A 22,826-nucleotide genomic window follows, 5' to 3' on the forward strand; every position below is an offset into this window, starting at 1 on the left:
CAGCATCCTGACCGTTTGCGGTGCCAGCCTTGGGCGGCGAAAGGGCAATATCTGCGTTCATAATTCTATCAAATGCCCACGCGATCAATGACAATCGCTGCCGATGTCAGCAGCGGCGCAAACTGGAGAATATTGTCGAGCCGGCGGCGCGCTGGCGAATCCCCGACCATCACGATATCATCCGGATAAAGCGCAGGATCAGGGTAATTGCCGCGCTGAATCGCCGCGATATTATAAAGGCCAATATAGCGCTGGCCATCAACCGTGCGCATAATCAGCACATCTTCAAATTTGGCATATTCCGCCAGGCCTTCAGCCATATTGACGACGCGCAGCAAGGTTTCGCGCCCCGTTGCAGGATAAGCGCCGGGCCGGTTCACCTGTCCGCCGATCGAGATGGAAGGCGGGGTGAACTCTTCGGGGATCACGCGCACTTGCGGATCGACAATGAACCGTCCGCGCAGGCCATCGGCGATCATCTTGGACGCATTAGTTGGCGACTGTCCGCCGATTGCAACTTTGCCGACAAGCGGAAAATCGAGATTACCATCTTCATCGGTGAGGTAAACGCCAGTCAATTCCTCGGCGCCGACAACGCCAATTTCCAGCTTTTCCTGAGAGCCGATGGTGTAGAAAATCTCGCCGCGCGGGGCGGGCAGCGTTTCCAGTTCGGTTATCTCATAGCTTGGATCGGCGCCAAAGGTGCGATCGGTCGCGCATCCGGACAAAGCCGCTGCGGCCAAAGCCAATGTCACGCAAATTCTAAACGGCACTTTTTTACCCTTTTGACCAATTCCCGCTCCATAGCTCATATCGGTGAAACTCCAAGAGCGGGCCATTATTTGCCCCGTGATCCCGCTGAGCGGGTGGCATTTTTGCCAGAATTGCCAATCGGCGCGATTTCCATTGCCAAAACAACCACCAACCACACAGCCATGGCTTGAAACAACGGCGCGCGCAGGGGATAATCAACCACCGATGCCCCGCATATGATCGCCGCTGTTGATCCCCAGAAAAGCAATTTGGCAATATAAAGCTCGCTTGTCTGCGGGGCTTTCAGGACGGCGCGCACGCCCCATGCGATGAACAGCGCCAGCAGAGCGACCATGGGCAGCCCGCCTTCAATCACGATTTGCGCCCAGTCATTATGCGCCTGATTGACATAGACAGGCAGCAGCAGATCGCTGGGTTCATAGATGTGATACAGCTCCTCAAAGGTGCCGAACCCTGCGCCAAACAGGAAATGGGTCTGCACCATTTGTGTGATTGTGGGCCACAATTTCCAGCGCAGATCCTCAAATGTGTTCTGCGTGAAAATGTCATCGACACCCGGCGCGCGCTGGGCGGAAAAGAACGCAATCAGCAGTACTGCGATCAGCCCGGCAAATACGCCCAAAAGCAGACGCGGGCGCGCGGTGATCCATTGCTCAACCTTGCTTTGGCGGCGATCCGTATTGCTCGCGGTAAAGCCCAGCCAGACCATCACCACTGTCACCAGCAGCGCAAACGCCGTCAGCGCAAGGCCAGCGCGCGATCCGCTGAGCAGCACGGCCAGCAGCACAATCAGGAATGTCGGCGGATAGCACAGACGCAGCCAGCGCGGTTCGTTGATAGCCTGAGGCAGCGATTGCAGCCGGGCAAGGATCACCAGAACAAGCGCGGAAAAGACCGCCGAATGGTTTTCATTGGCGAACAGGCCGACAGGCGATCCGGCATTGGTGATCGCGTAAAAATAGAGCGGGCTTTTGCTGCCATCGACAACCTGCATGATACCAAGCACCGCATCGACCAGCCCGACAGCGGCGATAATCACCATCAGCATGCGCGGCGATGCCCGCATGGCGAGCGCAATCAGCAAAGCGGTAACCGGCACGATCAGCGCGAACAGCGCGTTCCAGCCCCTGCTTGGCACCAGTGATATCGGCCTCCACGTGCCATCCATTCCGGTGGCTGCATCCAGCTGCGCGATCACTTCGCGGCCGGGCAGGGATTGCCAAAGTCCCGCGGGCAGCGGCATCAATTGCAGCGCCATCCACCCTGCCAGCAGCGCGAGCAACACCACAAGACTGCGCGCTTTGGCGATTTGTTCGCGCGATATGAAATAAAGCGCCGGGATCAGCATCAGCGCGGTAAGCGGGCGCAAAGCGGCAATCTGGATCGCATCGGGGCGCGATGATCCGCCCAATGTCGCCACCACCAGCGCAAACAGCCCCAGCACAAACCAGGGCAGATTTGAGTTCGATTTCAGTCGGCTGCTCATCGCCAAGGGGGCCTTTTACCGTCTAGGTCACAGCAATTGCGGCGCGCTTTGCCCGCGCAAAGCACAACCGCCAATGAACCGGATGCATAATTCAGTTTCATGCGCGCAGTTCCGCTTGTGAAGCAAGGAACCAGCGATAGGTTTCCTCAATCCCGGCTTCCAACCCAATCTGAGCGCGCCATCCCATCGCCGAAAGACGCGAGACATCCATCAGTTTGCGCGCTGTGCCGTCAGGCTTGGCCGGATCGGTGGCGATGCGGCCTTCAAACCCGGTTATGCGCGCAACCAACTGCGCGAGTTCCAAGATGGAGATATCCTCACCGCAGCCCACATTGATATGGCTGAGCATGGGGCGCGTGTTCGCGTCATAAACGGCGCGGTCGCACTCCATCACGAACAGGCTGGCCTCAGCCATATCATCGACATGCAGAAATTCGCGCCGGGGTGTGCCAGTGCCCCAGATGACGACTTCATCCGCGCCTGCCTCAGCCGCTTCGTGGAAACGGCGGATCAGCGCTGGCAGGACGTGGCTGTTTTCAGGGTGAAAATTATCACCCGGCCCATACAGATTGGTGGGCATACAGCTGCGATAATCGGTGCCGTGCTGGCGATTATAGCTTTCGCACAATTTGATCCCGGCAATCTTGGCAATGGCATAGGGTTCGTTGGTCGGCTCCAGGGTGCCCGTTAACAGCGCGTCTTCGGTCATGGGCTGAGGGGCGTGTTTGGGATAAATGCACGATGATCCCAGAAACAACAGCCGGGTGACGCCTGCTTTGAACGCCTGATGGATGACATTGGATTCCATCATCAGATTGTCGTAAATGAAATCAGCGGGATAGGTGTTGTTGGCGTGAATTCCGCCCACTTTGGCCGCCGCCAGGATCACCGCATCGGGGCGCTCTTCGGCGAAAAAACCGCGCACGGCGGCCTGATCGGTCAGATCGAGCTGCGCGCGTGTACGCGTGACAAGCTCTACCGCCTCACCGTCATCAGCGCGCGCGGACAGTTTGCGCGCAATGGCGCTGCCCACCATGCCGCGATGTCCTGCGAGAAATATCTTCATGATGCTGCGATGCCCCGCGTTCAGTTTTCGACACTGACAGGCATGGCAAACCCGTTTGCTTTGAGGAAAGCATGACGCTGCGCATCGGCAAGGTCGGTCGCAATCATTTCAGCGCACATTTCGCGCGCGGTAATCTCCGGCTCCCAGCCCAGCTTTTCGCGCGCTTTGGTCGGATCGCCCAGCAGGGTCTCTACCTCGGCAGGGCGGAAATAGCGCGGATCAATCCGCATGATCACATCGCCCACTTTCAGCGCGGGCGCCTTGTCCCCGGTGATCGCCGCGATAGTGGCAATCTCGTCCACTTCGCTCCCCGAAAATTCAAGCGTGATGCCCAGTTCCTGCGCCGACCAGGTGATGAATTCGCGCACCGAATATTGCTTGCCCGTCGCGATCACGAAATCATCGGCAGCGTCCTGTTGCAGCATCATCCACTGCATCCGCACATAATCGGCCGCATGGCCCCAATCGCGCAAGGCATCGATATTGCCCATATAGAGGCACGGCTCCAGCCCTTGCGCAATATTGGCCAGCCCGCGCGTGATCTTGCGCGTTACAAAGGTTTCGCCCCGGCGCGGGCTTTCGTGATTGAACAGAATGCCATTGCAGGCATACATTCCATAAGCTTCGCGGTAATTTACTGTAATCCAATAGGAATACAGCTTTGCCGCAGCATAGGGAGAGCGCGGATAAAACGGTGTTTTCTCGGTTTGCGGGGTTTCCTGCACCAGTCCATACAGCTCTGATGTGGACGCCTGATAAAACCGGGTGTGCTGATCCATATTGAGCAGCCGGATCGCCTCAAGCAGACGCAAAGTGCCCAGCCCATCAACATCGGCGGTGTATTCGGGCGCTTCGAAACTGACCGCGACATGGCTTTGCGCGGCAAGATTATAAACCTCGTGCGGCTCGACCTGCTTGATGATGCGCGTCAAGTTCGATGTGTCCGACAGATCGCCATAATGCAGCGTCAGCTTGGGATCGGGGGCGTGCGGGTCTTCGTAAATGTGATCAATGCGCTGGGTGTTAAAAGATGATGCACGGCGCTTTATCCCGTGAACTTCATACCCCTTGGCCAGCAGAAATTCAGCGAGATACGACCCGTCCTGCCCGGTAATGCCAGTAATCAGTGCCCGCTTGGTCATTATTTCTCGTCACCTTTGCTCAGCCATTGGCCCAGCTTACTCAAATTCTTGGCCGCCAATGTCGCGGCCCCGCCGACGCGATTGGCGCGAAGGGCGCGCAAATCTTCGCGGCTCTTGCGCGCAATGCGTTCAATGGAACGGTTGCTTTCGCCGCCCACTCGCATTTTGACAAGCACTCGGGGAATATAGGCTAGGGAAATCTCTCCCTTGACCAGATATCGCAGCATCGCATCGTAATCAGCCGCAATCGAATAGGACGTGTCGTAAAGGCCATATCTGTCAAACACCTCGCGCCGCAAATAGAGCGTGGGATGCGGCGGCATCCACCCCCGTTTGAGCAATCGCGGATGGTATTCGCCCGATTTCCAATGGCGGATAACTTTGGTCAGATCATCGGCGGCAACATATTGCAGATCGCCGTAAACCCCATCAACCGATGGATCAGCCATTGCCGCCGCGACATCGGCAATCACATCCGCATCGGCGAACACATCATCAGAATGCATCAGCCCGACAATATCGCCCGTGGTGCGCCTGATGCCGCGATTGATGGCGTCATAAATTCCATCATCGCGTTCTGACAGCACCCGGGTCATATCCTTGGCGAGCGCCTGCACCGCTTCCAATGTGCCGTCATTGGACCCGCCATCCTGAATGACATGCTCGATATGAGGATAGGTCTGGCGCTGCACGCTTTCCATCGCTTCACCAATGGTGCCCGCGCGATTGAAAACAGCGGTTACGATGGAGATTTTCATGATTGGGTTGGCACCAGATTGGTTGGGGTCTTGAAGAAGGGATACAGCAATGGCCGCTTGCGCGGCGCGATCAGCGGACCGGAGTGTAACCCGGACTGGAAGCGAATGCCGGTTTAAGCGGCGGAGGCAATGCAGGGTTTGGCGTGCGCGCGGCTTTATCTTGTGAGGGCGCTCCTTCCGCCGCGGCGTCGTCAGAAAGGCGCGCCCGCATCACGCCTGCGCACACCATCAAAACGGGCACAGCCAGCGGGATAAAACCCCAATTGGTGAGCAAGGTGTTGTTGAACACACCGGGCATGAGCGAGAAAAATCCGAGCAATTTCAACTGAAAGCTGACCGGGCGGATCACCAGCCGATAGACCAGAAACGCAATCAACGGACCGCCCAGCACAAATCCGAACATCGCCAGAACCTCAATAAAGAAATTGTGGCTGGGTTTGAGGCCAAACACATCAACGCGTTCGCGCAAGGCTTCGATACCGACGCCGAAATAGGGGTTGTTCGCGATAAACTGGATGTATTGGTTGAGCGCATCCAGCCGGACGACATTAGATTCCTCGCGCAGCAAAACCAGTTCATTCAAAGCGTTGAACGCGGGCAGAACCATCAGCGAGCCAAAGCCAAGCCCCGCAACCACCATCGCCGAGCGCGAAGATCGCAAAGCCAGCAGCCAGGCAAAGACTAGCGCTGCAATAACCAGGATAACGCCGCGCCCACCTGTCAGCAGGATCAGCCCCAGCAGCAGGCCCATCACTATCCAGCTTTGCCGTTTGGGCATGGGCGACACATAATTCACCGCGATAAAAGCCAGCAGCATATAATAGACCGCATAGGCCGCCGCATTGGCGTTGTAATAGGAATAATACATCCGCTGAAGCTCGCGCCCATAAGTCACGAACGGGTCGACCACGCCCAGATCAGATGCCGCCGCGATGAAATATCCCGGCACGAAGGTAATGATCGCGAAATTGACAAATAGCAGGCCAATCGAAACGAAAATCACTTTTCGCAAAGCTTCGATATTCATCTGGAACACCGTGGAAGCCACCAACAATCCCGACACAAGCTGCGCCATCATCACCCACAGATAATTGCCAATCCTGCCAAAGATGAAATCCAGCGCAATCGCGACCGCTACCATCACAAACAGCGGCATGGCTTTTACAAAAAAGCGCCCCGCTTGCTGCCCAGATGTTGCGAAAATGACCAAGGCCAGCAGCAATCCGCGACTTGTGTCGCCGATGTCGTAGAGGACCAGCCGGTACGAGGCTGTCACAAAGACGGCGACCAGCACAATCTGTATCCAAGCTCGCATGGCGTCCTCAAAAAAGCCGTTTAGGCAGGGGTCCAGCGTTGCCCATCGAACATTGCCCGGCGCATGTCAAAATCGCTGCACATTTCCGCTTCCATCCCGCGAAACGCATTGCCCTTGTTGATTGCGCCGAGCTCCTCAAGCGAGAACACTCCGCGAAAAGCGATGCGGTTATCGGTTTGGCTGCGCTGATTGTCGAAGGCGACCTGGCTGGCAGCTTTGCGCGGAACATGAACCGTATTGCCAGACGCTTTGGCTGAAATGGTGCAGATGCCGGACAGAATGCCAGAATTGATGGTGCAATTGCGGCAATCCTCCAGCGCCAAGGCGACCGTATCCGCGCCCGCGCGCAGCCGCGAGCCTTCCTCGATCACAAACCCGTCAAGCGTTTCACCGCCTGCACCCAAAACAACGCCGAATTGCCCGCGCGGAACGGTTTGGAGGAACAGCTTGGCAGAGCCTTCGACCCCGCCTGCAATGCGAACCCCGTTGGCGTATTGCCCGTTAATGGTGGCGCAAAATCCGTTGATCTGACCGCTGGCGATATCCAGGCCCCACTCGCAATTCTCGCCGCTAGCCCCGACAATCTCCAGATCCCCGCGAAGTTGAGCGCCATCCGCGCGCATCCCGCCGCCTTGCTGCTTGCCGACGCCGCGAATGATCCCGGTCACCTGCCACCAGCCTTCTCCTTCGAGAATGACACCCCAATCATCGGATTGCTCGCAAGCAAAGGTGACGATCCCGCTGACTTTTCTGCTGCCGGTTGAATGCAGGAACGTGCCGCAATCATGCGCGAACACATCCAGACGCAGCTCATCAGGTGTGGTTTTGTCATAGCCCAGAATGGCAACGCCCGTATCGCACCCTTCGGCATGGGCGCTGATGGCGCAATATTCGCTTTGCCCGGTGATGCTGATTCCGGTGGTGCAATCCTGCGCGGCAGCCGTCAGCGTGCCGAGCGCTTTTTTCAGCTTGCCCACCGCAATTCCCGTTACATCCGCGCTATTGGCGGCGCGATTGCCATCGACCACAATGGTGGTGGCCGATTGCAGTTTGGATTGCGAATTGCTGATCGCGATGCGCGCAACCTCATCCAGCTGCGCGCCGTCTGCCTGCCGGATAAGAGCCCCGCCCAGATCGCACACGGCATCGTGATTGACTGTCAGTGTGCGCGCGGTCGCATAGGTGATGAATTCAGGCACAATGCGCGCACCGCTCTGCAATGCGGCAGCGATGGCCGCGCCATCATCGCTGACCCCGTCGCCGATGGCGCCGAAATCTTCAAACCGCACAATTCCGGCACGCGGCTCTGTTGGCTGAGCGCCTGCGGCAACACCATTGGCGGCCTGCACCGCGATCATTGCTTTGACCGGAGCGCCGCTCATCCGGCCAAGCGCAGAACGCCGGTCGAGGGCGTTTCCGCCTGTCATTTGCGGCTTCGGTTTGTCGGTCACAATGCGCTATCCTGAGGGGTAAGGCCTACACCAACGGTGGCAAAGAGCATCATCAATCCTTCCCTTTTGCCTGCGCGGCGCTAGTAAACCAAAGCGATCCCGCTAATCCTGTGGGCCTATACACGCGGTGAATTGAATGCTGCAAACGGCCCCTTTTTCCTGCAACCCGGAATTGCGCCACGCCTGATATGACATCCAAGCCGCAGAAAGTTTTGCATGTCATCGCGCATCTGGAAAAAGGCGGGGCTGAACGCCAGGTCCGCTTGCTTGTGGAAGCGTCCAGGCACGATCATGTCGTCGCGGTTCTTGCAGGCAATGAAGCGACATGCGCAGCGCCCGTGGAAACCATTGCGGACCTCGGCTTTGGCACAGTCACGCGGCGGATTGCTCAGCTGATTACAAAGCATGACATCACCATTGCGCAAATGTGGCTGCCTGCGCGGCTCACTCTTCCAGCGGCCATTGCGGCGCGGCGGGCGGGCGTGCCGATTATCAGCGGCGACCGGCGCAAACCGCGCAGCGCGGGAATGGCCGCAATCAAGGACCGGTTGACCTACGGCGTGCACCTTATGGCAGACCGGATTGTGCCCAATTATCCTTATATCCTTCCCGCTTTATCGCTGCGCCGCTTAACAGGCATGCCCGCCAAATTGCAGGTCATCCCCAATGGCATGGAGTTTGACCCCGCCGCGCCATTAGCAAATGCTTTATCGCCCGATCGCTTGCTGTTTGCCGGGCGGCTGGTTGAACAAAAGAATGTCGATCTGTTGCTGGACGCCATGGCTGCACGCCCGGTTATGCAGCGGATCAAAGCGCTCGACATCATTGGCGAGGGGCCTCTGGATGCTCCGCTGCGAGCCAAGGCTCAGGCGCTTGGCCTTGCGCAGCGGGTGACATTTCACGGCTACCGCTCTGACTGGCACACGCAGTTTTCACCGGGCTCGCATATGCTCATCCTGCCAAGCGGTTCGGAAGGTATGTCGAACACCCTGTTTGAAGCGATTGCCCATGGCTTTATGCCCATCGTCACGCGCAGCGCGGAGCTGGATGCAATGATAAGCGATTGGGCGGCAAAGCCCGCTTACATCGAGACGCTGAACGCCAGCGGTGTGGCAGAAGCGATTGCCATGGCCGCCGATTTGCCGGGTGAAGCAATGGCCGCAAGGGTGGCAGAAATGCGCGCCGGGCTGGAGCAATTTTCGGTCCCCTCCATGGCGGCGCAATATGATGCGCTGTATGATGAATTGGGCGCGCGGTGATGGCCGGCGAACCGCTTATCCTATTCTTCGTGCCCGTCCCCACACGCGAAAAGGGCGCGACAGGCGCGGTCATCGGATCACAAACCGTGATTGAGGCAGCGCGCCAGCAATATGATTGCGTGACTGTCCCCGTGCGTCACACTGCAATTCGCGATGCCGATACGCGGCTAAGCCCTGCCAGCATCATGCGCCTGATCGCCGATCACCGCGCGTCTTTGTCGGACCTTAAAACCGCGATCCGGGATGCAAAGGAGCGCCCTTTGACACTTTATATGGCCCCCAATAGCGGACTGGCCGCCAGCATTCGCGATTTCTGGACGATGCGCGCCGTTCTTGCCCTGCGGCCTGATGCAAGGATTTGCCTGCACACGCGCAATGGCAATTATTTCTATCCCGGCAACCGCCTGCTCAAAGCTTTGCGCGGCTGGATGCTGGCGCGCGCACACCGGGTGATCTGTCTGTCGCAGCGGCTTACTCCGGGCCGCGACGCGCTTGAGGCTCTGTCGCGCGGAACAGCGGACAAATTGCGCGTCATCCCAAACACCATTGATGCCGCCATGGTGCCCGATGCGGACGATCTTGCCCGCAAATCCCGCAGCGATGGGCCTGTGACCGTGCTCTACCTCTCCAATTTCATCGCGAGCAAAGGGTACGGTTTGCTGGGCGAGGCCGCGCGCATCCTTGATGATCGCGGTGTGCTTGACCGGTTTCGGTTTGTTTTTCGCGGCAAATGGCTCGGCGCGGGCGACAGATCTGCATTCGAAGCCGCGTTCACCCCCGCTCAACTGGCAAGCGGGCATATCGACATTGGCGATGCCGTCTGGGACAGGGCAGAAGTGCGCGCTTTGCTTCTGAATAGCGATGTGTTCTGCCTGCCCACGCGCTATCCGGCAGAAGCGATGCCCCGTTCGATCATCGAAGCCATGGCCAATGGCTGCGCGATCATCACCAATCACCACGCGGCAACACCGGACCTTGTGATCGACGGAGAAAGCGGCCTGCTGCGCAAGAACATCACCGCCCGCGATATTGCCGATTACCTCGAAACGCTTACGCCGGAGACCTTGCAAAACCAGCAATCCGCCTCGCTTGAACGGTTTGCGGCGCATTTTTCGCAAAGCCGCCACGATGCCGCCGTGCTGGAGGTGCTGGCGTGAGCTTTGTCAGCATTATCGGATTGCCGCGATCAGGTACGACTTTACTGGGGCGCGTGCTCGCAGCGGGCGATCAAACGCGTTATTTCGAAGAGCCAAACCCCGCATGGCGTTTTCGCAACCGGCGGGCTCTGGGTCATGAGGAATTCACCCCCGAACACGCCGCGCCCGAAGTGAGAGACTATATCCGCACCGCTCTTGCGGCAGGCAGCGCCGGGCCAATTGTCGAAAAGACACCCGCAAACTGTCTGCGCACAGGATTTGTCGAAGCGGTTATTCCAGAGGCCAAGATCATTTTCCTGCGGCGCGATGCGTCATCGGTGCGCGCGTCTTTTTTGCGAAAATGGCTGGAATGGGATGATGCAAATGCGGCTTTGCTCTCTGACAATGCCGCAATGCACGATGTGAAAGGGCAATTGGGCAAGCTGGGCTTTGTCCACCGATCTGAATTGCCGCATTATGTGATCGCGGGACTGCGCGGGCGCATCGCGCGAACGCTGCGCCGCCCGCCGCCTTTCTGGGGGCCGGAATTTGAAGGCTGGCAAAAAGTCTCAGGCGAACCGCCCGAACAGGTCGCGGGCATTGCAGTTAAGCGGCTCGAAGCTGCCCTCGATCACGGCATTGCCCAGTGCAAGGCGGCGCATGTGACGCTTGATTACGATGCAGTGCGCGCAGACCCCGAAGGGCAGATCGGTGCTGCCTTGCAGGATTTGGGTGTCACAGACCTTACGCCAAATTACACCCTTGTGGCCCCGCGCAAAGGAGCTGCGAAATGAGCGGGCTGGTCGTCTATTACATCGTAGGACAACCACGTTCGGGCAGCACATTTGTGGGCGACTGGATCGCACGCCAAACCCGCGCGGTGAATGCCGGTGAAGTGTGGCAGACCTTTCGCGCGACCGACATGATTGAAGACAGCAGCTATGCCGCGCGCGGGGGATATTGGGCGGACCCGGCCCGTAAAGCCGCCCGCCGCGCCGAGATAGAAGCCGACCCGTTCTGGGCCGATGTGCTGACGCGCAGCGATGCTGGCGAGGATCCGTTCAACGCATTTACGGGCAAAGTGAGCGAGACATCCGACATCCTGATCGATTGTTCAAAAACGGATGCAGGCGCCGCGCATTATCAGCGGCTGGGATGCCGGGTCATCGTGATCCACACCATCCGCCCCTTTGGCAGTTGGGCGCAATCCATGATGCGCTATCAGGAAAAGCTTGGCCTGAAACGCGAAGGGGCGATGCGATTGGCGCTTCCTTATGTTCGGCTCAATCGGCGGCTGCATCGCGCCTGGCGGGCATCGGGCGAATATCGCATGGTTCGGCAAGACCAGCTGGGCGAGCTTGATACGGTGCTGGATCTGCCGTTCACCGCCAATCGAACAGGGGCTCAATATCAGCGGCACGAAATGTTCGGCACGGGCAGCTTCACCCAGAATTATTCGCAAGACCGCGCCAAACCGCGCGTCACCCTGCTGGACCGCGCGCTTCTCAGGCTGATCACGGTCTAGGGTTTCAGGATCCGCCGCTTTCCATTTGCTTGGCCCGTTCAAACGCGGATTTAGGCAGTACCGCGCGCATTAGATTGGCAATCGCGCCGCGCATGGGCACTGCAGACAGGCTGGCATCGGTGAAAGTCATCGACCGGTAAACGCCCAGCACATCATCGGGTGAAACATCGGCAAACCGCGCATCACCCTTTGTCCCGAACCAAGTATCTGCGCCGAACAAAGCGCCTTCATCCAGCAATCCATGCTGCTGAAACAGGTTGAGAAACCGGTATGTAAGCCGGTGTTTCTGGTCGACTTTCAATTTCTGATTGAGCCGCTGCATCCCGTTCTTCTTCACCCGAGTGCGGTCCTGCACATCATCGAGGATCACCGGAGCCCCCAGTGTCACCCGGTCAAAAAACAGTGCGAAATCCCGGTCAATCGCGCCATCCGCATCAAGGCATAACAGCCCCAAAGGCGCAGTGTCCGGCACTTTATCGGCGTGATCATTCACATCGCCAATGATCAGTTCAATCCGGTCATCGACGCCAAATTCAGCAAAATTGCCTTTTATGATCGCGGTGTTTTTCTCAATCGAGCCAAACGCTTCGCGAGTGCCGCCAAGGATTTTCTCAAATGTGTAGACGGTGCCCTCGCGCCCGCTATCGCGCAGGCCTGCGGCCATGCAGACCGTCGCCGCGCCGTGCGCGCAGCCAACCTCGACAATATTGCCCGGCGGTGCGGCGAAAGCGGTTTCGTAGATGCGCTGATACACCTCTTCGGGCAGCATCCCGTTGCAGCGCTGTTTGACTTTGGCAGGGTCAATCGATTGGGTCATGGGACAGGATCAGGTTCCGTATCAGTTGCCAGCAAAAAGCTAGGATTGCTCGCGCTGCTTGAACCGCGCTGTAACCCTGCGGCGCAAACTTGTCATCATGCCGAGACTGTAAATCGGCATAACCGCCGCACACCACAAGACATTGCCCCATGTGCCAGCAATCAACAAAGCGGCTGCAAGAAACACGGTAGACACCAGAGTGATGCGCAAGACGCGAGGTTCATCATCAAGCAGAATTGCGGTCAATTGCACCGGACCAAACCCCGCCGCCGCAAGGCGCGATAATCCCGCGCACAAAAACACCGCAATCAACAGGCGGGTATCAGTAAAGCTTGCCAAAGGCCCGGTATCCCACTGCATCAATACCAGCACGATCCCTGCAATCCCAACAGCGGCGAGCACCGCAATGGCGAGCGAAAATCGCGCTGCAACGCGCAGCAGACGCTTTGCCCCTGCCAAATCATCGCCTTTGATCCGCGCATTGATCTTGGCCGAAAAATAAGCGCGCGCTGCCACCAGGCCAAACTGGATCGCCACCGTCAATTGGACCGCGATGGCTAGATAAGCGACCTCGGCAGGCGGCAGAAACAGCCCGGCGATAAAGACGGGGAGGAAATTGGACAGGCTTTTGGTGATAGAGACCTGGAAATGCGCAGGGTCCGATTTGACTTTGGCGACAGGGCCGCTTGCGCATGCATACCGCCATGGCAGCACGCCCAGAAACGCAATGCCGCCCACAAGGCCCGATGCCGCGTATAAAACGAGATAGCTTTCAGGATCGCTCACCGCATTGGCCGCCAATATCAGCGCCGCGCCCGCCAAAATACCGGGCCGCAGCAATTGGCTGGCGATATTGGCGCGCAAGCCCTGATCGGCAGCACGCAGCACCGCATCGGCAATCGCGGCCGAGGCAAGCGCACATCCAATCGCGAGGGTCCACACAGCTTCTGGCCGGGCAAAAGAGGCAAGCGCATCGCCCCAATAGGCCGCCACCGCAGCAACAATCGCCGTGGCGGCAAGCCCCAGACCCATGTAAAATGTTACTGTGCGCGCCACGGGCAGGGCAGCGTTCGATGTCAGATCAAGCGGCGCAAATTGCTTTACCAGCGTGGTCGGCAAGCCATGCTGGATAAACAGCGCCAGAATGCCGCCACCTGCGACCACCCAGGCATACCGCCCGAACGCCTCTGCTCCCAAAGCGCCGGTAATGACCAGCACCGATCCAAATAAAAGCGCCGCGCCAATGCCTTGCAACCCGACTATAGTCATAAGAGCAGGCGGTATGGGCAGCTTGGACATGGTTTGAATTCTTTGCATCCGGCAAGGGTGCTAAATCAGCAGCGGCCTTGTGTTGCCCAGTCTTAATGGGTGGGTCAATGCGCACACGGTTGTGATGGGATTTGACCGCGATCTATACCCGGTTTTACCGGTTTTGTTTACCGACTTGCACTTGAGGCCATGGGGCTATAGCGCTGCGATCAATGGCGGGGATTGGTAACCGATATGGCAAGCTTCCATCCAGGCAATCGCAGATGAAGGCACATGACACCTTTGTCGCGCCCCCTTTATGGCGGCGCGTTTTGCAAGTGAACAATGTACAAATGGTGCTGCAATTGGCGGCAGCCATCTGTGTGCCCGCTTTCGTCTGGATCGTGATGCGCGAGCGGGCAGCCAATGATCCGCTGATGGTCAACACATTGTATGTGCTGGCCCTTGGCGCTGGGGTATCCGCTTATGTCCTCACGCGGCTCAGGATTTATGCCAAAGCGCGCCAGCTATCCTATTTCGTGCCGGTCAATTTCCTGACCTATGCCTCTGTTCTGTCTGCAATTGCCGTATTGCGGACCGAGTATTCCGCCTCTCTGTTCCTCTACGGCGTGATAAGCGCAAGCACAGTCAGCTATCTGCTGCTGGTCATCACACGCGGAGTTCAACGCGCGCAATTTGTGGTCCCAGGCGGGCGGTCTGACGAGATTGTGCTGGCAGACCATTTCATGCCCGCTCCCAATGTCGAGGAAATGCAAAGCCTGGTTGAAGCGGACCGGATTGACGGCGCGATCATTGCCGATTTGCACCACGATCACCCCGATGAATGGGAGCGATTGTTCGCGCGGGCATCGTTGCGCGGCATCCCCGTCTATCATTACCGCCAGATCGCCGAAACGCAGAGCGGGCAGGTGAAGATTGATCATCTAAGCGAAAATGACCTTGGCTCGCTTATCCCCAATGTCCCCTATATGACGACCAAGCGGGCGATTGATATCATCGGTTCGTTGATCCTGATCCCGCTTTTGCTGATCCCGTTTGCGGTGATTGCTCTTCTTATCAGAATGGATTCGCCCGGAAATGCGATCTTTATTCAGGAACGCATGGGTTTTCGCGGGGAAACCTTTCGCATGATCAAATTTCGCACCATGCGCGAACGCGCCGTTACCGATGAGGAAACAGCCCAGCGCAATGATGCGATGACGCAGGCGGATGACAACCGGATCACCCGGCTGGGCCGGTTTATGCGGCAAACGCGCATTGATGAATTGCCGCAAATTTTCAATGTCTTGAAAGGCGAAATGAGCTTTATCGGCCCACGCCCAGAGGCAAAATCGCTGTCGCGCTGGTATGAAAGCGAATTGCCGTTTTATTCCTATCGACACATCGTTCGCCCCGGCATCACCGGGTGGGCACAGGTCAATCAGGGGCATGTTACAGACGTGGCCGATGTTAACGCGAAATTGCGGTTCGATTTTTACTACGTCAAAAACATCTCAATGTGGCTCGATTTTCTGATCGTGCTCAAAACCGCGCGCGTCATCCTTACGGGGTGGGGCGCAAAGTAAGTTTCCTCATCTTTCAAGCAAAAGAGCTTTCCCTTGCGCACTGTCCTTATCACCGGCGCGGCCGGATTTATTGGTTACCACCTCGCTGATCTGCTGCTGGCCGAAGGGTACAGAGTTGTCGGTTTTGACGGGATGACCGATTATTACGATGTCGCCTTGAAAGAACGGCGCTATCAGATGCTCAAGCAAAACCAGCATTTTACTGGCCATATCGGCATGCTGGAAGACTTTGACGCGCTGCACAAACTGGCCATGGATGAAAAGCCCGATGTGATCGTCCATCTCGCCGCACAGGCGGGCGTGCGCTACAGCCTTGAAAACCCGCGCGCATATCTCGATTCCAACCTCGTTGGCACGTTCAATGTGATGGAGTGCGCGCGCGAATTGGGGGTTGATCACCTGCTGATGGCGTCGACCAGCTCGGTCTATGGTGCGAATGAGGAAATGCCCTTTGATGAACGCGAAAAGTGCGACACCCAGCTGACATTTTACGCGGCCACCAAAAAAGCCAATGAAAGCATGGCGCATTCCTATGCGCATTTGTGGAACCTGCCGACCACCATGTTCCGGTTTTTCACGGTTTATGGTCCATGGGGCCGCCCGGATATGGCTCTGTTCAAATTCACCAAAGGCACGCTCGAAGGCACACCGATTGATATCTACAACAATGGCGATATGTACCGCGACTTCACCTATGTAACCGATTTGGTTCGCGGACTTCGTCTACTGGTCGATGTGCCGCCCATGCGTCCTGACAGCGCAGAGGACATTCCCGAATGGGATTCGCTATCGCCCGCTGCCCCGTGGCGCGTCGTCAATATCGGCAATTCGGACAAGGTGCGCCTGATGGATTTCGTCACCGCGATTGAACGCGAATGCGGGCGCGAGGCGGTGAAGAATTTCATGCCCATGCAAAAAGGCGATGTGCCCGCAACCTGGGCCGATGCAACGCTGCTGAAAGAGCTGACCGGATACACGCCGCAAACCAATGTTGATGAAGGCGTAAAGCGCTTCGTCACCTGGTATCGCGATTATTATCAGGTGTGAGTGAGCCGGTTTAGAGCGGCTGCTCTTCCGCCGGCGGCTCTTCCAATGTCGGCCCAACGACGGGCTGCGAAGAAGGCTGCGGCTGCGCGGCGGATTGGCCGGGCGCAGGCAAAGTCGCCCGGTAGGGCGCATCGCTGGCGGACGGGGGAGCAGACGCCTCACCCTCTACCGCTTCGCCCCCGCCTGATACTTCGCCCGGCAGCGGTGCATCGCGTTCGCGTTCAAGCCGTTCGAGATAGGCGCGCTCTATCTCCTCAACCCGCGATTGTTCATCGGCGGCATCCTGATCGATAGTGGAAAGCCGCGCCTGGCGCTCTTCCTCGATCAATTGAGCAAAGCGGACATTTTCGCCTTCGGCCCGGTCTTTATAGGCTGCATCAATAAATTGCTGGGTGCACCCGGTGAACCCGCCTGCGCCTGCAGGGCTGCAAGACATGGTACCAAAGGCGCCGACATAACGGATTTTTTCAACGCTGCGCACGGGCGAGACATTTTGCGGAGAATCGCTGGTGCGCAGGTTTGACGGGATCCGGTACCGCTCGGCTTCCACCAGAATTTCGCACACGACAATCTCATTTGCATCAGCCGCCTCAGGGCATTCATCCTCGCTGTAGGCGATGACCATGTTGATCCGGTCTCCGCCTTTATCCTGCGCGGCAGCGGGCGCGGCCAAAGCAAATGCGGCAATCGATGCGAGCGCTGCTGAGCGGATGGAGCTTGGCATTGTGTGTCCTTCGTAGGGGCGCGGAGAACCTTCCGCGCAATTGTGCAATTTTCCGCTAGCGAGGCCAGCGTGAATGGTGACTGAAGCGGCGTTAAACCCGCTCGCTCACCTTGATGGCAATACGGCAACCGAGCCGGATCGCACCCGACAGCAGCGGATAAGCGGGGGCCTGTTCTGCGCCATTGGCCAAAGCGGCATCGCGGTGCTCGCGCTCATCTTCGCGAAATTCAGCAATCATTTCGGCCAGTTCAGGCTCAGCGCTGGTTTCAGCGAGACGGTCCAGCTGCTCCGAATAATGCTTGTCGATTTCCTCTTCGACAGCGGCCGTGCACGCCATCGCCGCTTCGGGTCCGAGCAGAGCCGTGCCGGCCCCCAAGGCGTATCCCGCCGCCGACCAGAACGGTTGCAAAGCGGTGGGGCGAACGCGGCGCTCTGCCATAAAGGCATCGAATTTGGCGCGGTGGCCTTCTTCCTGTTCGGCCATGTGGCGTATCTCAGCGGAATGCGGGCCGCGATCGCCCATGACAGCCAACTGCCCTTCGTAAATCTTGGTCGCACCAAATTCGCCGGCCTGATCGACCCGGATCATACGGTGCAGTTCATCGCGGTCCATTGTGCTATCCCTTTTTTCCGTTCGGCTTCTTAACGCTCAAACCCAAGATGGTGATCCCGCCCAGAACAGAAAAGAGGAAATTGTACCCTGCGAGCGAAATTCCAAACAAGCTCCACGGGGCGACATCGCAGCGGATCAGGGGCGCAGCGGCTGGGTCCATCACGTCGATGGCGCTGGGCAGGGTAGAGCAACCCGTGATCCCTTCCCACCAGCCATATTCAACCCCTGCATGAAACCCCCCGATAACGCCCGATGCTATGATCGCAAAGGCTGCCAGCACCGTCCACATACGCTGCGGCGGTGCAATGAACGCAAGAATTGCCAATCCCAGCGCGGCAAAGTGCGGCCAGCGTTGCCACCAGCACATCTCACAGGGGTACAGGCCAAAACCATATTCAGAAATATACGCGCCGCCCAGCAGCCCGGCAGGAAGCGCGAATGCCAGAATGCGTGCTAAGTTTGAACCAGCCATGTGAGCGCTTTAGCGCGCTTATTTACGCAGAGCTACCGAGCTTTTGGTGGTCCGGCGCAAAGTTTCCAGCGCATAATGCAGCTGAAAATCCTTGATGCCTTTTTCTTCCAATTGTTCAGCGGTTTGCTGGAAGCGCGGATCATCAATCGTGTCGCCTTCCAATTCCTCATCCTTGATGCCGAGTTCATTGATGAGATGCCCGCGCAGATCGCTTTCGCGCGTCTGATACTTCTGGCGCTGGGCCAGATCGGGATCGGACAATTGCGGCACATTGATATCGGGCTTGATCCCGCCTTCCTGCACCGATTTGCCCGCCGGAGTGAAATACCGCGCGGTCGTCAATTTCAGCGCAGCATCAGATCCCAGCGGCAAAAGCGACTGAACCGAGCCTTTGCCAAAGCTGCGCTCACCCATGATGAGCGCGCGGCGATGGTCCTGCAATGCGCCCGCGACAATCTCGGATGCGGAGGCAGAGCCTGCATCGATCAGGACGATCACCGGAATATCCTCGGCCATGTCCCCGCGGAAAACGGTTTCCGCATCATAAAGCAGCGTTTCGCCGCGTGCGCGTCCGCGTTGCGAAACGATCCGGCCCTTATCAAGGAACAGGTCAGACAAGGCGACCGCTTCATCAAGGCTACCACCCGGATTGGAGCGCAAATCGAGCACCAACCCGCTGACGCGGCCTGCGGCTTCTGTCTTGATCGCTTCAAACGCCTGATAGACATCCGCGCCAACATCGGCGGAAAATTCGTTGACGGTGATGACCCCGATATTGCCCGCTGACAGTTCATGCGTGACAGGCTCAAGCTCAATCACGCCGCGTGTTACGTCCACTTCGAACGGGCCATCGCGGCCGGGCCTGAAGATTGTGAGCTGAATGGATGTTCCTTCCTTGCCGCGCATCCGCGCAACCGCATCATCCAGTTCGCCGCCGTAAATCAGATCGCCATCCAAATGCGTGATGAAATCGCCAGCTTTCAATCCGGCCTCATCCGCCGGGGAACCCCGGAAAGGCGAAATGATTTTCACCGCTCCATCTTCCATCACAACCGACAGTCCAAGCCCAGAATAATTGCCATCGATCAGCGTTTCGAGCCGCTGCAGGTCGCTGCCATCGAGATAGCCGGAATGCGGATCAAGCGATGCGAGCATCCCGTCAATCGCGCCGCGCACCAGCACTTCGTCTTCCACTGGCTCTACATAATTGGCCTTGATCCGCTGATAGGTTGCAAACAGCTTGGCAAATTCAGGGCCGGCGCGGCCATCGACCTGCGCCATGGAGCTGGTGGTGACAGGGATCAGCGCGACCGCAGTGACAAGAGCGGCTGTGCGAGCGAAGGCAGCGATTTTCATGAGCGTGGACGGCTCCTTTCGTATCGCATTGGTATAGGCATAAAGGGATGAACACCAGATTATTGCGCTGATGCGTTTAAGCGAAGGCTTGTTGCGGATGACCTTCGTGCGCTTTTTCAAAGCGGCAGCTGGGATTAGGTCAGAAATTCCAGAGGGTTAACCAGCTCACCATCACGGCGCAATTCAATCGACACCACCGGTTCGCTGCGCGCCGCTACGCCCACGGGGCTGCCAGAGATGACATTGGCACCGACATCAACGTCAATCCGCCCAAGGCCTGTGACAAGGCTGGTCCAGCCATCATCGTGTTCGATAATCACGATTCGATCGTATCCGCGATACGGCCCGGCAAACACGATCCGCCCGCTGGCTGGCGCGACAATCTGTGCGCTGGGTGCAGGGACCAAAACGATGCCATTATTGCGCAATCCGCTGTCGCGCGCTTCGCCAAATCCGGCGATTGTTCGCCCTTGCACAGGCAGCTGAAAAGGCTTCGGAGGGGTGCCTGTTTTTGGCCCATTGTTGAGGGCAGTGGCGGCCGGGATTTCACTGCCGCGAGCTTTGCCCTTCGCAAAAGTGTCGATATTGGCTGGCCGCATTGTCGGCCCGGGCAAAGCAGCGAGATCCCGGCGGAGTTTCGCATCATCATCCAGCCGATCAATCAGCCCATCAAGATCGCGAGCTTCTTCTGCCAAGGCCAAAGCGCGCTCATTCTCTCGCACTGCATTGGAGCGCGCCGTGCGCGAGGCAAGGCGCTGCCCCTCCTCCATCGCGGCAAGCTCGGCTCGGCGTGACGACAGATCGCTTTCGCTGGACCGCACCGCGTTGATCGCAATCGCCGCATCTCTTTCGGCTGCGCGCACACGGTCAAGATCGCTGCGCAAATCGCTTGTACGCGCACGGATTTCGGGCACGGCGGACGCAAGCACCGCGCGCACATAGACCAGATCTTTAAGCGATCCGGGTTGCAGGGCAGACAGCGCCAAGGGTCTGCGCGATGTGGTTTGCAGCGCGCTGGTCAATCGCACCAGCGGCTCTCGCCGAGCGGCCAATTGCGATGTGATCGCGCCGCGCCGCGCTTGCGCCAAGGAATACTGCGCCTCGGCAGCGGTGATGTCCGCTTCGGCCTGCTGGATTTGGGCGGCAAGCGCTGCTGCTTCGCGCGCGGTTTTGTCGGCGGCCTGCGTCGCTTCTGCGGCCTCGGCCTGCAATCGCTGGGCGCGCTCCTGTGCCTTTGCGCTTTCGCGCGTTGCGCGGTCCAGTTCAGCTGCTGCGCTTTCAGGGTCAAGCAAAGTGACACTGCGCTGCGACCATCCTTCCGGAATGGCGAGCAAAAACAGGCCTGCGGCCGCGACAGACAGCGCCAAGAAAGTCGGCAAAGGCAGGTTAAACCGTGTCATCCGACACCTTAATGCCCCATCACCCCGCGCGATGATAGGGGTGGCCTGCAAGGATGCTGGTGGCGCGGTACAATTGCTCCATCAGCATCGCACGGGCCATCAGATGCGGCCATGTCGCCGGGCCAAAGGCATAAAGCAGATCGGCCTGCGCTCGGTCGGGCGCAGCATGGCCATCGGCAGCCCCCAAGACAAAGCGAGCCTCGCGAATGCCATCATCACGCCAGCGGCCAAGCTGATCCGCCAAAGCTTCAGACGGCAGCGCCTTGCCCCGTTCATCCAGCAGGATCGTGCGGTGCGGATTGGCCGGTTCAGGCACACGCCCGCCGGTCTCTGGCAATTCTGTCAGCCGGGTGGGCCAGGTTATGCGTTTATCATAGCGCGCGACCAGCTCAGCCTCGGGCGAGCGGGCAATTTTACCGCGAGCGATGACATGGAGAAGGATTGCGAATATCCCCGTGATTGGCGCTGTTCAGCTGGCTTTGACTTCCCCGCCTTCAAACGACCACATCCGTTCGAGGTTATAAAAAGTGCGCACTTCGGGGCGGAACAAATGCACCACGACATCGCCTGCATCGACCAGCACCCAGTCGGCGGCGGGCAATCCTTCGATACGCGCGGGGCCGTGGCCTGCCTGTTTTACCTTTTCGGCCAGTTTCTGAGCCATCGCGGCAACTTGGCGCGTGGAACGGCCGCTGGCGATCACCATGTGATCGGCGATCGAGCTTTTGCCCTCAAGCGGTATGGAAATGACGTCCTGCGCCTGGTCATCATCCAGCTGCGCAAGCACAAGATCGTGTAAGGTCGTATCGTTCATAGAATGGGCACTCATAGCGGGTTTCTTGGCAAAGTGCGATGACTGCGTTTCGGGGGCGCTTGAAAGCGGTGTCATAAAGCTGAAAATCTCTCCTGATTGCCGGGTTTTGCAGAGCTCGAATGTGCTTTGAGGGAGCCTGTTTGAACCTGGGCGAAACGCGCATTAGCCGCATCATTGCTGTTTGTCGCGCGATTCGGTGATGGTGCGCCATGTCAGCCGGTCGCGTATCGCCGTATCGCCAAAGGCATCGGCCCAATGACTGTTCGCGCGGCGGATGGCTGTCGCTGACCTTGTGTCGGGATCAAACCGCATGAAAACCAAAGCCGGGGCGGTCCAATTGCGCGCGGTGCGCAGGCTGCCGGCTGTCACGCGGTAGCGCCGCAGCCACGCCATCGCCGGGCTACGCATCGCTTTTGCATTGTAACCGGGCCGCGCGATGACCGCGATCGGCATGGTCTGCGCGATGGCGCGCCAGTCTTTCCACAAATGAAACTGGGCAAGATTGTCTGACCCCATCAGCCACACAAAGCGCCGCTTGGGATAGCGGCGGATGAGGTGTTGCAAAGTCTCCACCGTGTACCGCGTGCCCAATTGCTGCTCGATAGCGGTCGGCACAATGGGCGCCCGGCGCGCCATTGTTTGCGCGGATTGTAGCCGAGCGGGCAGGCGGGCCATACCAGCGCGCGGCTTTAACGGATTGCCGGGCGAAACCAGCCACCACGCCTCATCCAGCGCAAGTTCGCCAATCGCGCAGCGAGTTATATGGCGGTGACCGCCATGGGCCGGGTTGAAACTGCCACCCAAAAGGCCGGTGAAAACTGGCGTCATCGATTGGCG

Annotated in this window: 23 protein-coding genes; 6 read left to right on the forward strand and 17 right to left on the reverse strand. The window is 58.3% G+C overall.

The window, feature by feature from the left end; translation table 11 throughout:
* Window positions 1-68: 68 nt before the first annotated feature.
* The 7 genes from AC0V6W_RS07985 to AC0V6W_RS08015 form a co-directional block, all read right to left on the reverse strand.
* Window positions 69-839 carry a polysaccharide biosynthesis/export family protein gene (locus AC0V6W_RS07985; RefSeq protein WP_486148859.1) on the reverse strand — a complete coding sequence of 257 codons (771 nt, stop codon included), beginning with the start codon at window positions 837-839 and terminating at the stop codon, window positions 69-71.
* Window positions 839-2,260, reverse strand: coding sequence for an O-antigen ligase family protein (locus tag AC0V6W_RS07990; protein ID WP_486148861.1), 1,422 nt, complete (start codon window positions 2,258-2,260; stop codon window positions 839-841). The genes AC0V6W_RS07985 and AC0V6W_RS07990 overlap by 1 nt, the downstream gene beginning before the upstream one ends.
* Window positions 2,261-2,357: 97 nt before the next feature.
* Entirely contained in the window at window positions 2,358-3,326 is a 969-nt protein-coding gene (fcl, locus tag AC0V6W_RS07995; RefSeq protein ID WP_486148863.1) for a GDP-L-fucose synthase, read from the reverse strand.
* A 20-nt stretch (window positions 3,327-3,346) separates the two neighbouring features.
* Entirely contained in the window at window positions 3,347-4,468 is a 1,122-nt protein-coding gene (gene gmd / locus AC0V6W_RS08000) for a GDP-mannose 4,6-dehydratase (RefSeq protein ID WP_486148865.1), read from the reverse strand.
* On the reverse strand, window positions 4,468-5,226 hold the full coding sequence (locus AC0V6W_RS08005) for a glycosyltransferase family 2 protein (protein WP_486148867.1): 759 nt from the start codon (window positions 5,224-5,226) through the stop codon (window positions 4,468-4,470). Before AC0V6W_RS08005 ends, gmd begins: the two co-directional genes overlap by 1 nt.
* Window positions 5,227-5,296: 70 nt before the next feature.
* Window positions 5,297-6,541 (reverse strand): O-antigen ligase family protein, encoded by a 1,245-nt coding sequence (locus tag AC0V6W_RS08010; RefSeq protein ID WP_486148869.1) that lies wholly within the window; start codon window positions 6,539-6,541, stop codon window positions 5,297-5,299.
* A gap of 20 nt (window positions 6,542-6,561) precedes the next feature.
* Window positions 6,562-7,992: a hypothetical protein gene (locus AC0V6W_RS08015; protein WP_486148871.1), complete on the reverse strand. Its 1,431-nt coding sequence runs from the start codon at window positions 7,990-7,992 to the stop codon at window positions 6,562-6,564.
* Between the two features lie 188 nt (window positions 7,993-8,180).
* Between AC0V6W_RS08015 and AC0V6W_RS08020 the strand changes: the two genes are divergently transcribed.
* From AC0V6W_RS08020 to AC0V6W_RS08035, 4 genes are read left to right on the forward strand one after another with little or no spacing between them, the layout of a single operon-like run.
* A complete protein-coding gene (locus AC0V6W_RS08020) occupies window positions 8,181-9,251 on the forward strand; it encodes a glycosyltransferase (RefSeq protein ID WP_486148873.1) in 1,071 nt (356 codons plus the stop codon).
* On the forward strand, window positions 9,251-10,408 hold the full coding sequence (locus AC0V6W_RS08025; RefSeq protein WP_486148875.1) for a glycosyltransferase family 4 protein: 1,158 nt from the start codon (window positions 9,251-9,253) through the stop codon (window positions 10,406-10,408). Before AC0V6W_RS08020 ends, AC0V6W_RS08025 begins: the two co-directional genes overlap by 1 nt.
* On the forward strand, window positions 10,405-11,181 hold the full coding sequence (locus AC0V6W_RS08030) for a sulfotransferase family protein (RefSeq protein ID WP_486148877.1): 777 nt from the start codon (window positions 10,405-10,407) through the stop codon (window positions 11,179-11,181). Before AC0V6W_RS08025 ends, AC0V6W_RS08030 begins: the two co-directional genes overlap by 4 nt.
* Window positions 11,178-11,912, forward strand: a complete 735-nt coding sequence (locus AC0V6W_RS08035) for a hypothetical protein (protein ID WP_486148879.1) — start codon at window positions 11,178-11,180, stop codon at window positions 11,910-11,912. Before AC0V6W_RS08030 ends, AC0V6W_RS08035 begins: the two co-directional genes overlap by 4 nt.
* A gap of 4 nt (window positions 11,913-11,916) precedes the next feature.
* Here AC0V6W_RS08035 and AC0V6W_RS08040 read toward each other — a convergent pair whose 3' ends face one another.
* Together AC0V6W_RS08040 and AC0V6W_RS08045 are read right to left on the reverse strand one after the other, a co-directional pair.
* The gene (locus AC0V6W_RS08040; protein ID WP_486148881.1) at window positions 11,917-12,729 is read right to left on the reverse strand and encodes an O-methyltransferase; all 813 of its coding nucleotides are present in this window, start codon (window positions 12,727-12,729) and stop codon (window positions 11,917-11,919) included.
* A gap of 39 nt (window positions 12,730-12,768) precedes the next feature.
* Window positions 12,769-14,028 carry a lipopolysaccharide biosynthesis protein gene (locus tag AC0V6W_RS08045; RefSeq protein ID WP_486148883.1) on the reverse strand — a complete coding sequence of 420 codons (1,260 nt, stop codon included), beginning with the start codon at window positions 14,026-14,028 and terminating at the stop codon, window positions 12,769-12,771.
* 233 nt (window positions 14,029-14,261) lie between these two features.
* Between AC0V6W_RS08045 and AC0V6W_RS08050 the strand changes: the two genes are divergently transcribed.
* On the forward strand, window positions 14,262-15,563 hold the full coding sequence (locus tag AC0V6W_RS08050) for an exopolysaccharide biosynthesis polyprenyl glycosylphosphotransferase (protein WP_486148885.1): 1,302 nt from the start codon (window positions 14,262-14,264) through the stop codon (window positions 15,561-15,563).
* 33 nt (window positions 15,564-15,596) lie between these two features.
* The gene (locus tag AC0V6W_RS08055; protein ID WP_486148887.1) at window positions 15,597-16,610 is read left to right on the forward strand and encodes an SDR family NAD(P)-dependent oxidoreductase; all 1,014 of its coding nucleotides are present in this window, start codon (window positions 15,597-15,599) and stop codon (window positions 16,608-16,610) included.
* Window positions 16,611-16,620: 10 nt separating this feature from the next.
* Here AC0V6W_RS08055 and AC0V6W_RS08060 read toward each other — a convergent pair whose 3' ends face one another.
* From AC0V6W_RS08060 to AC0V6W_RS08095, 8 genes are all read right to left on the reverse strand, one after another.
* Entirely contained in the window at window positions 16,621-17,334 is a 714-nt protein-coding gene (locus AC0V6W_RS08060; RefSeq protein ID WP_486148889.1) for a hypothetical protein, read from the reverse strand.
* A gap of 91 nt (window positions 17,335-17,425) precedes the next feature.
* Window positions 17,426-17,947: a demethoxyubiquinone hydroxylase family protein gene (locus AC0V6W_RS08065; protein WP_486148891.1), complete on the reverse strand. Its 522-nt coding sequence runs from the start codon at window positions 17,945-17,947 to the stop codon at window positions 17,426-17,428.
* Between the two features lie 4 nt (window positions 17,948-17,951).
* Window positions 17,952-18,419, reverse strand: coding sequence for a disulfide bond formation protein B (locus tag AC0V6W_RS08070; protein ID WP_486148893.1), 468 nt, complete (start codon window positions 18,417-18,419; stop codon window positions 17,952-17,954).
* A gap of 18 nt (window positions 18,420-18,437) precedes the next feature.
* Complete coding sequence (locus tag AC0V6W_RS08075; RefSeq protein WP_486148895.1) at window positions 18,438-19,775, reverse strand: S41 family peptidase; 1,338 nt, start codon at window positions 19,773-19,775, stop codon at window positions 18,438-18,440.
* 134 nt (window positions 19,776-19,909) lie between these two features.
* Window positions 19,910-21,175, reverse strand: a complete 1,266-nt coding sequence (locus tag AC0V6W_RS08080) for a murein hydrolase activator EnvC family protein (protein ID WP_486148897.1) — start codon at window positions 21,173-21,175, stop codon at window positions 19,910-19,912.
* A 19-nt stretch (window positions 21,176-21,194) separates the two neighbouring features.
* Complete coding sequence (locus AC0V6W_RS08085) at window positions 21,195-21,617, reverse strand: 23S rRNA (pseudouridine(1915)-N(3))-methyltransferase RlmH (RefSeq protein WP_486151508.1); 423 nt, start codon at window positions 21,615-21,617, stop codon at window positions 21,195-21,197.
* 27 nt (window positions 21,618-21,644) lie between these two features.
* Entirely contained in the window at window positions 21,645-22,004 is a 360-nt protein-coding gene (gene rsfS, locus AC0V6W_RS08090) for a ribosome silencing factor (protein ID WP_486148899.1), read from the reverse strand.
* A 156-nt stretch (window positions 22,005-22,160) separates the two neighbouring features.
* Window positions 22,161-22,817, reverse strand: a complete 657-nt coding sequence (locus tag AC0V6W_RS08095) for a nicotinate-nucleotide adenylyltransferase (RefSeq protein WP_486148901.1) — start codon at window positions 22,815-22,817, stop codon at window positions 22,161-22,163.
* Window positions 22,818-22,826 lie beyond the last annotated feature (9 nt).

The organism is Erythrobacter sp. JB1-7 (genome assembly GCF_057365015.1).

Excerpts from the sequence above, each read along its gene's own strand:
- AC0V6W_RS08045 (WP_486148883.1), bottom strand. The coding sequence starts at position 14,028 with ATGTCCAAGCTGCCCATACCGCCTGCTCTTATGACTATAGTCGGGTTG.
- AC0V6W_RS07985 (WP_486148859.1), bottom strand. The coding sequence starts at position 839 with ATGGCCCGCTCTTGGAGTTTCACCGATATGAGCTATGGAGCGGGAATT.
- AC0V6W_RS08060 (WP_486148889.1), bottom strand. The coding sequence starts at position 17,334 with ATGCCAAGCTCCATCCGCTCAGCAGCGCTCGCATCGATTGCCGCATTT.
- AC0V6W_RS08070 (WP_486148893.1), bottom strand. The coding sequence starts at position 18,419 with ATGGCTGGTTCAAACTTAGCACGCATTCTGGCATTCGCGCTTCCTGCC.
- AC0V6W_RS08020 (WP_486148873.1), top strand. The coding sequence starts at position 8,181 with ATGACATCCAAGCCGCAGAAAGTTTTGCATGTCATCGCGCATCTGGAA.
- AC0V6W_RS08005 (WP_486148867.1), bottom strand. The coding sequence starts at position 5,226 with ATGAAAATCTCCATCGTAACCGCTGTTTTCAATCGCGCGGGCACCATT.
- AC0V6W_RS08080 (WP_486148897.1), bottom strand. The coding sequence starts at position 21,175 with ATGACACGGTTTAACCTGCCTTTGCCGACTTTCTTGGCGCTGTCTGTC.
- AC0V6W_RS08095 (WP_486148901.1), bottom strand. The coding sequence starts at position 22,817 with ATGACGCCAGTTTTCACCGGCCTTTTGGGTGGCAGTTTCAACCCGGCC.
- AC0V6W_RS08040 (WP_486148881.1), bottom strand. The coding sequence starts at position 12,729 with ATGACCCAATCGATTGACCCTGCCAAAGTCAAACAGCGCTGCAACGGG.
- gmd (WP_486148865.1), bottom strand. The coding sequence starts at position 4,468 with ATGACCAAGCGGGCACTGATTACTGGCATTACCGGGCAGGACGGGTCG.
- AC0V6W_RS07990 (WP_486148861.1), bottom strand. The coding sequence starts at position 2,260 with ATGAGCAGCCGACTGAAATCGAACTCAAATCTGCCCTGGTTTGTGCTG.
- rsfS (WP_486148899.1), bottom strand. The coding sequence starts at position 22,004 with ATGAGTGCCCATTCTATGAACGATACGACCTTACACGATCTTGTGCTT.
- AC0V6W_RS08050 (WP_486148885.1), top strand. The coding sequence starts at position 14,262 with ATGAAGGCACATGACACCTTTGTCGCGCCCCCTTTATGGCGGCGCGTT.
- AC0V6W_RS08010 (WP_486148869.1), bottom strand. The coding sequence starts at position 6,541 with ATGCGAGCTTGGATACAGATTGTGCTGGTCGCCGTCTTTGTGACAGCC.
- AC0V6W_RS08025 (WP_486148875.1), top strand. The coding sequence starts at position 9,251 with ATGGCCGGCGAACCGCTTATCCTATTCTTCGTGCCCGTCCCCACACGC.
- fcl (WP_486148863.1), bottom strand. The coding sequence starts at position 3,326 with ATGAAGATATTTCTCGCAGGACATCGCGGCATGGTGGGCAGCGCCATT.
- AC0V6W_RS08035 (WP_486148879.1), top strand. The coding sequence starts at position 11,178 with ATGAGCGGGCTGGTCGTCTATTACATCGTAGGACAACCACGTTCGGGC.
- AC0V6W_RS08065 (WP_486148891.1), bottom strand. The coding sequence starts at position 17,947 with ATGGACCGCGATGAACTGCACCGTATGATCCGGGTCGATCAGGCCGGC.
- AC0V6W_RS08075 (WP_486148895.1), bottom strand. The coding sequence starts at position 19,775 with ATGAAAATCGCTGCCTTCGCTCGCACAGCCGCTCTTGTCACTGCGGTC.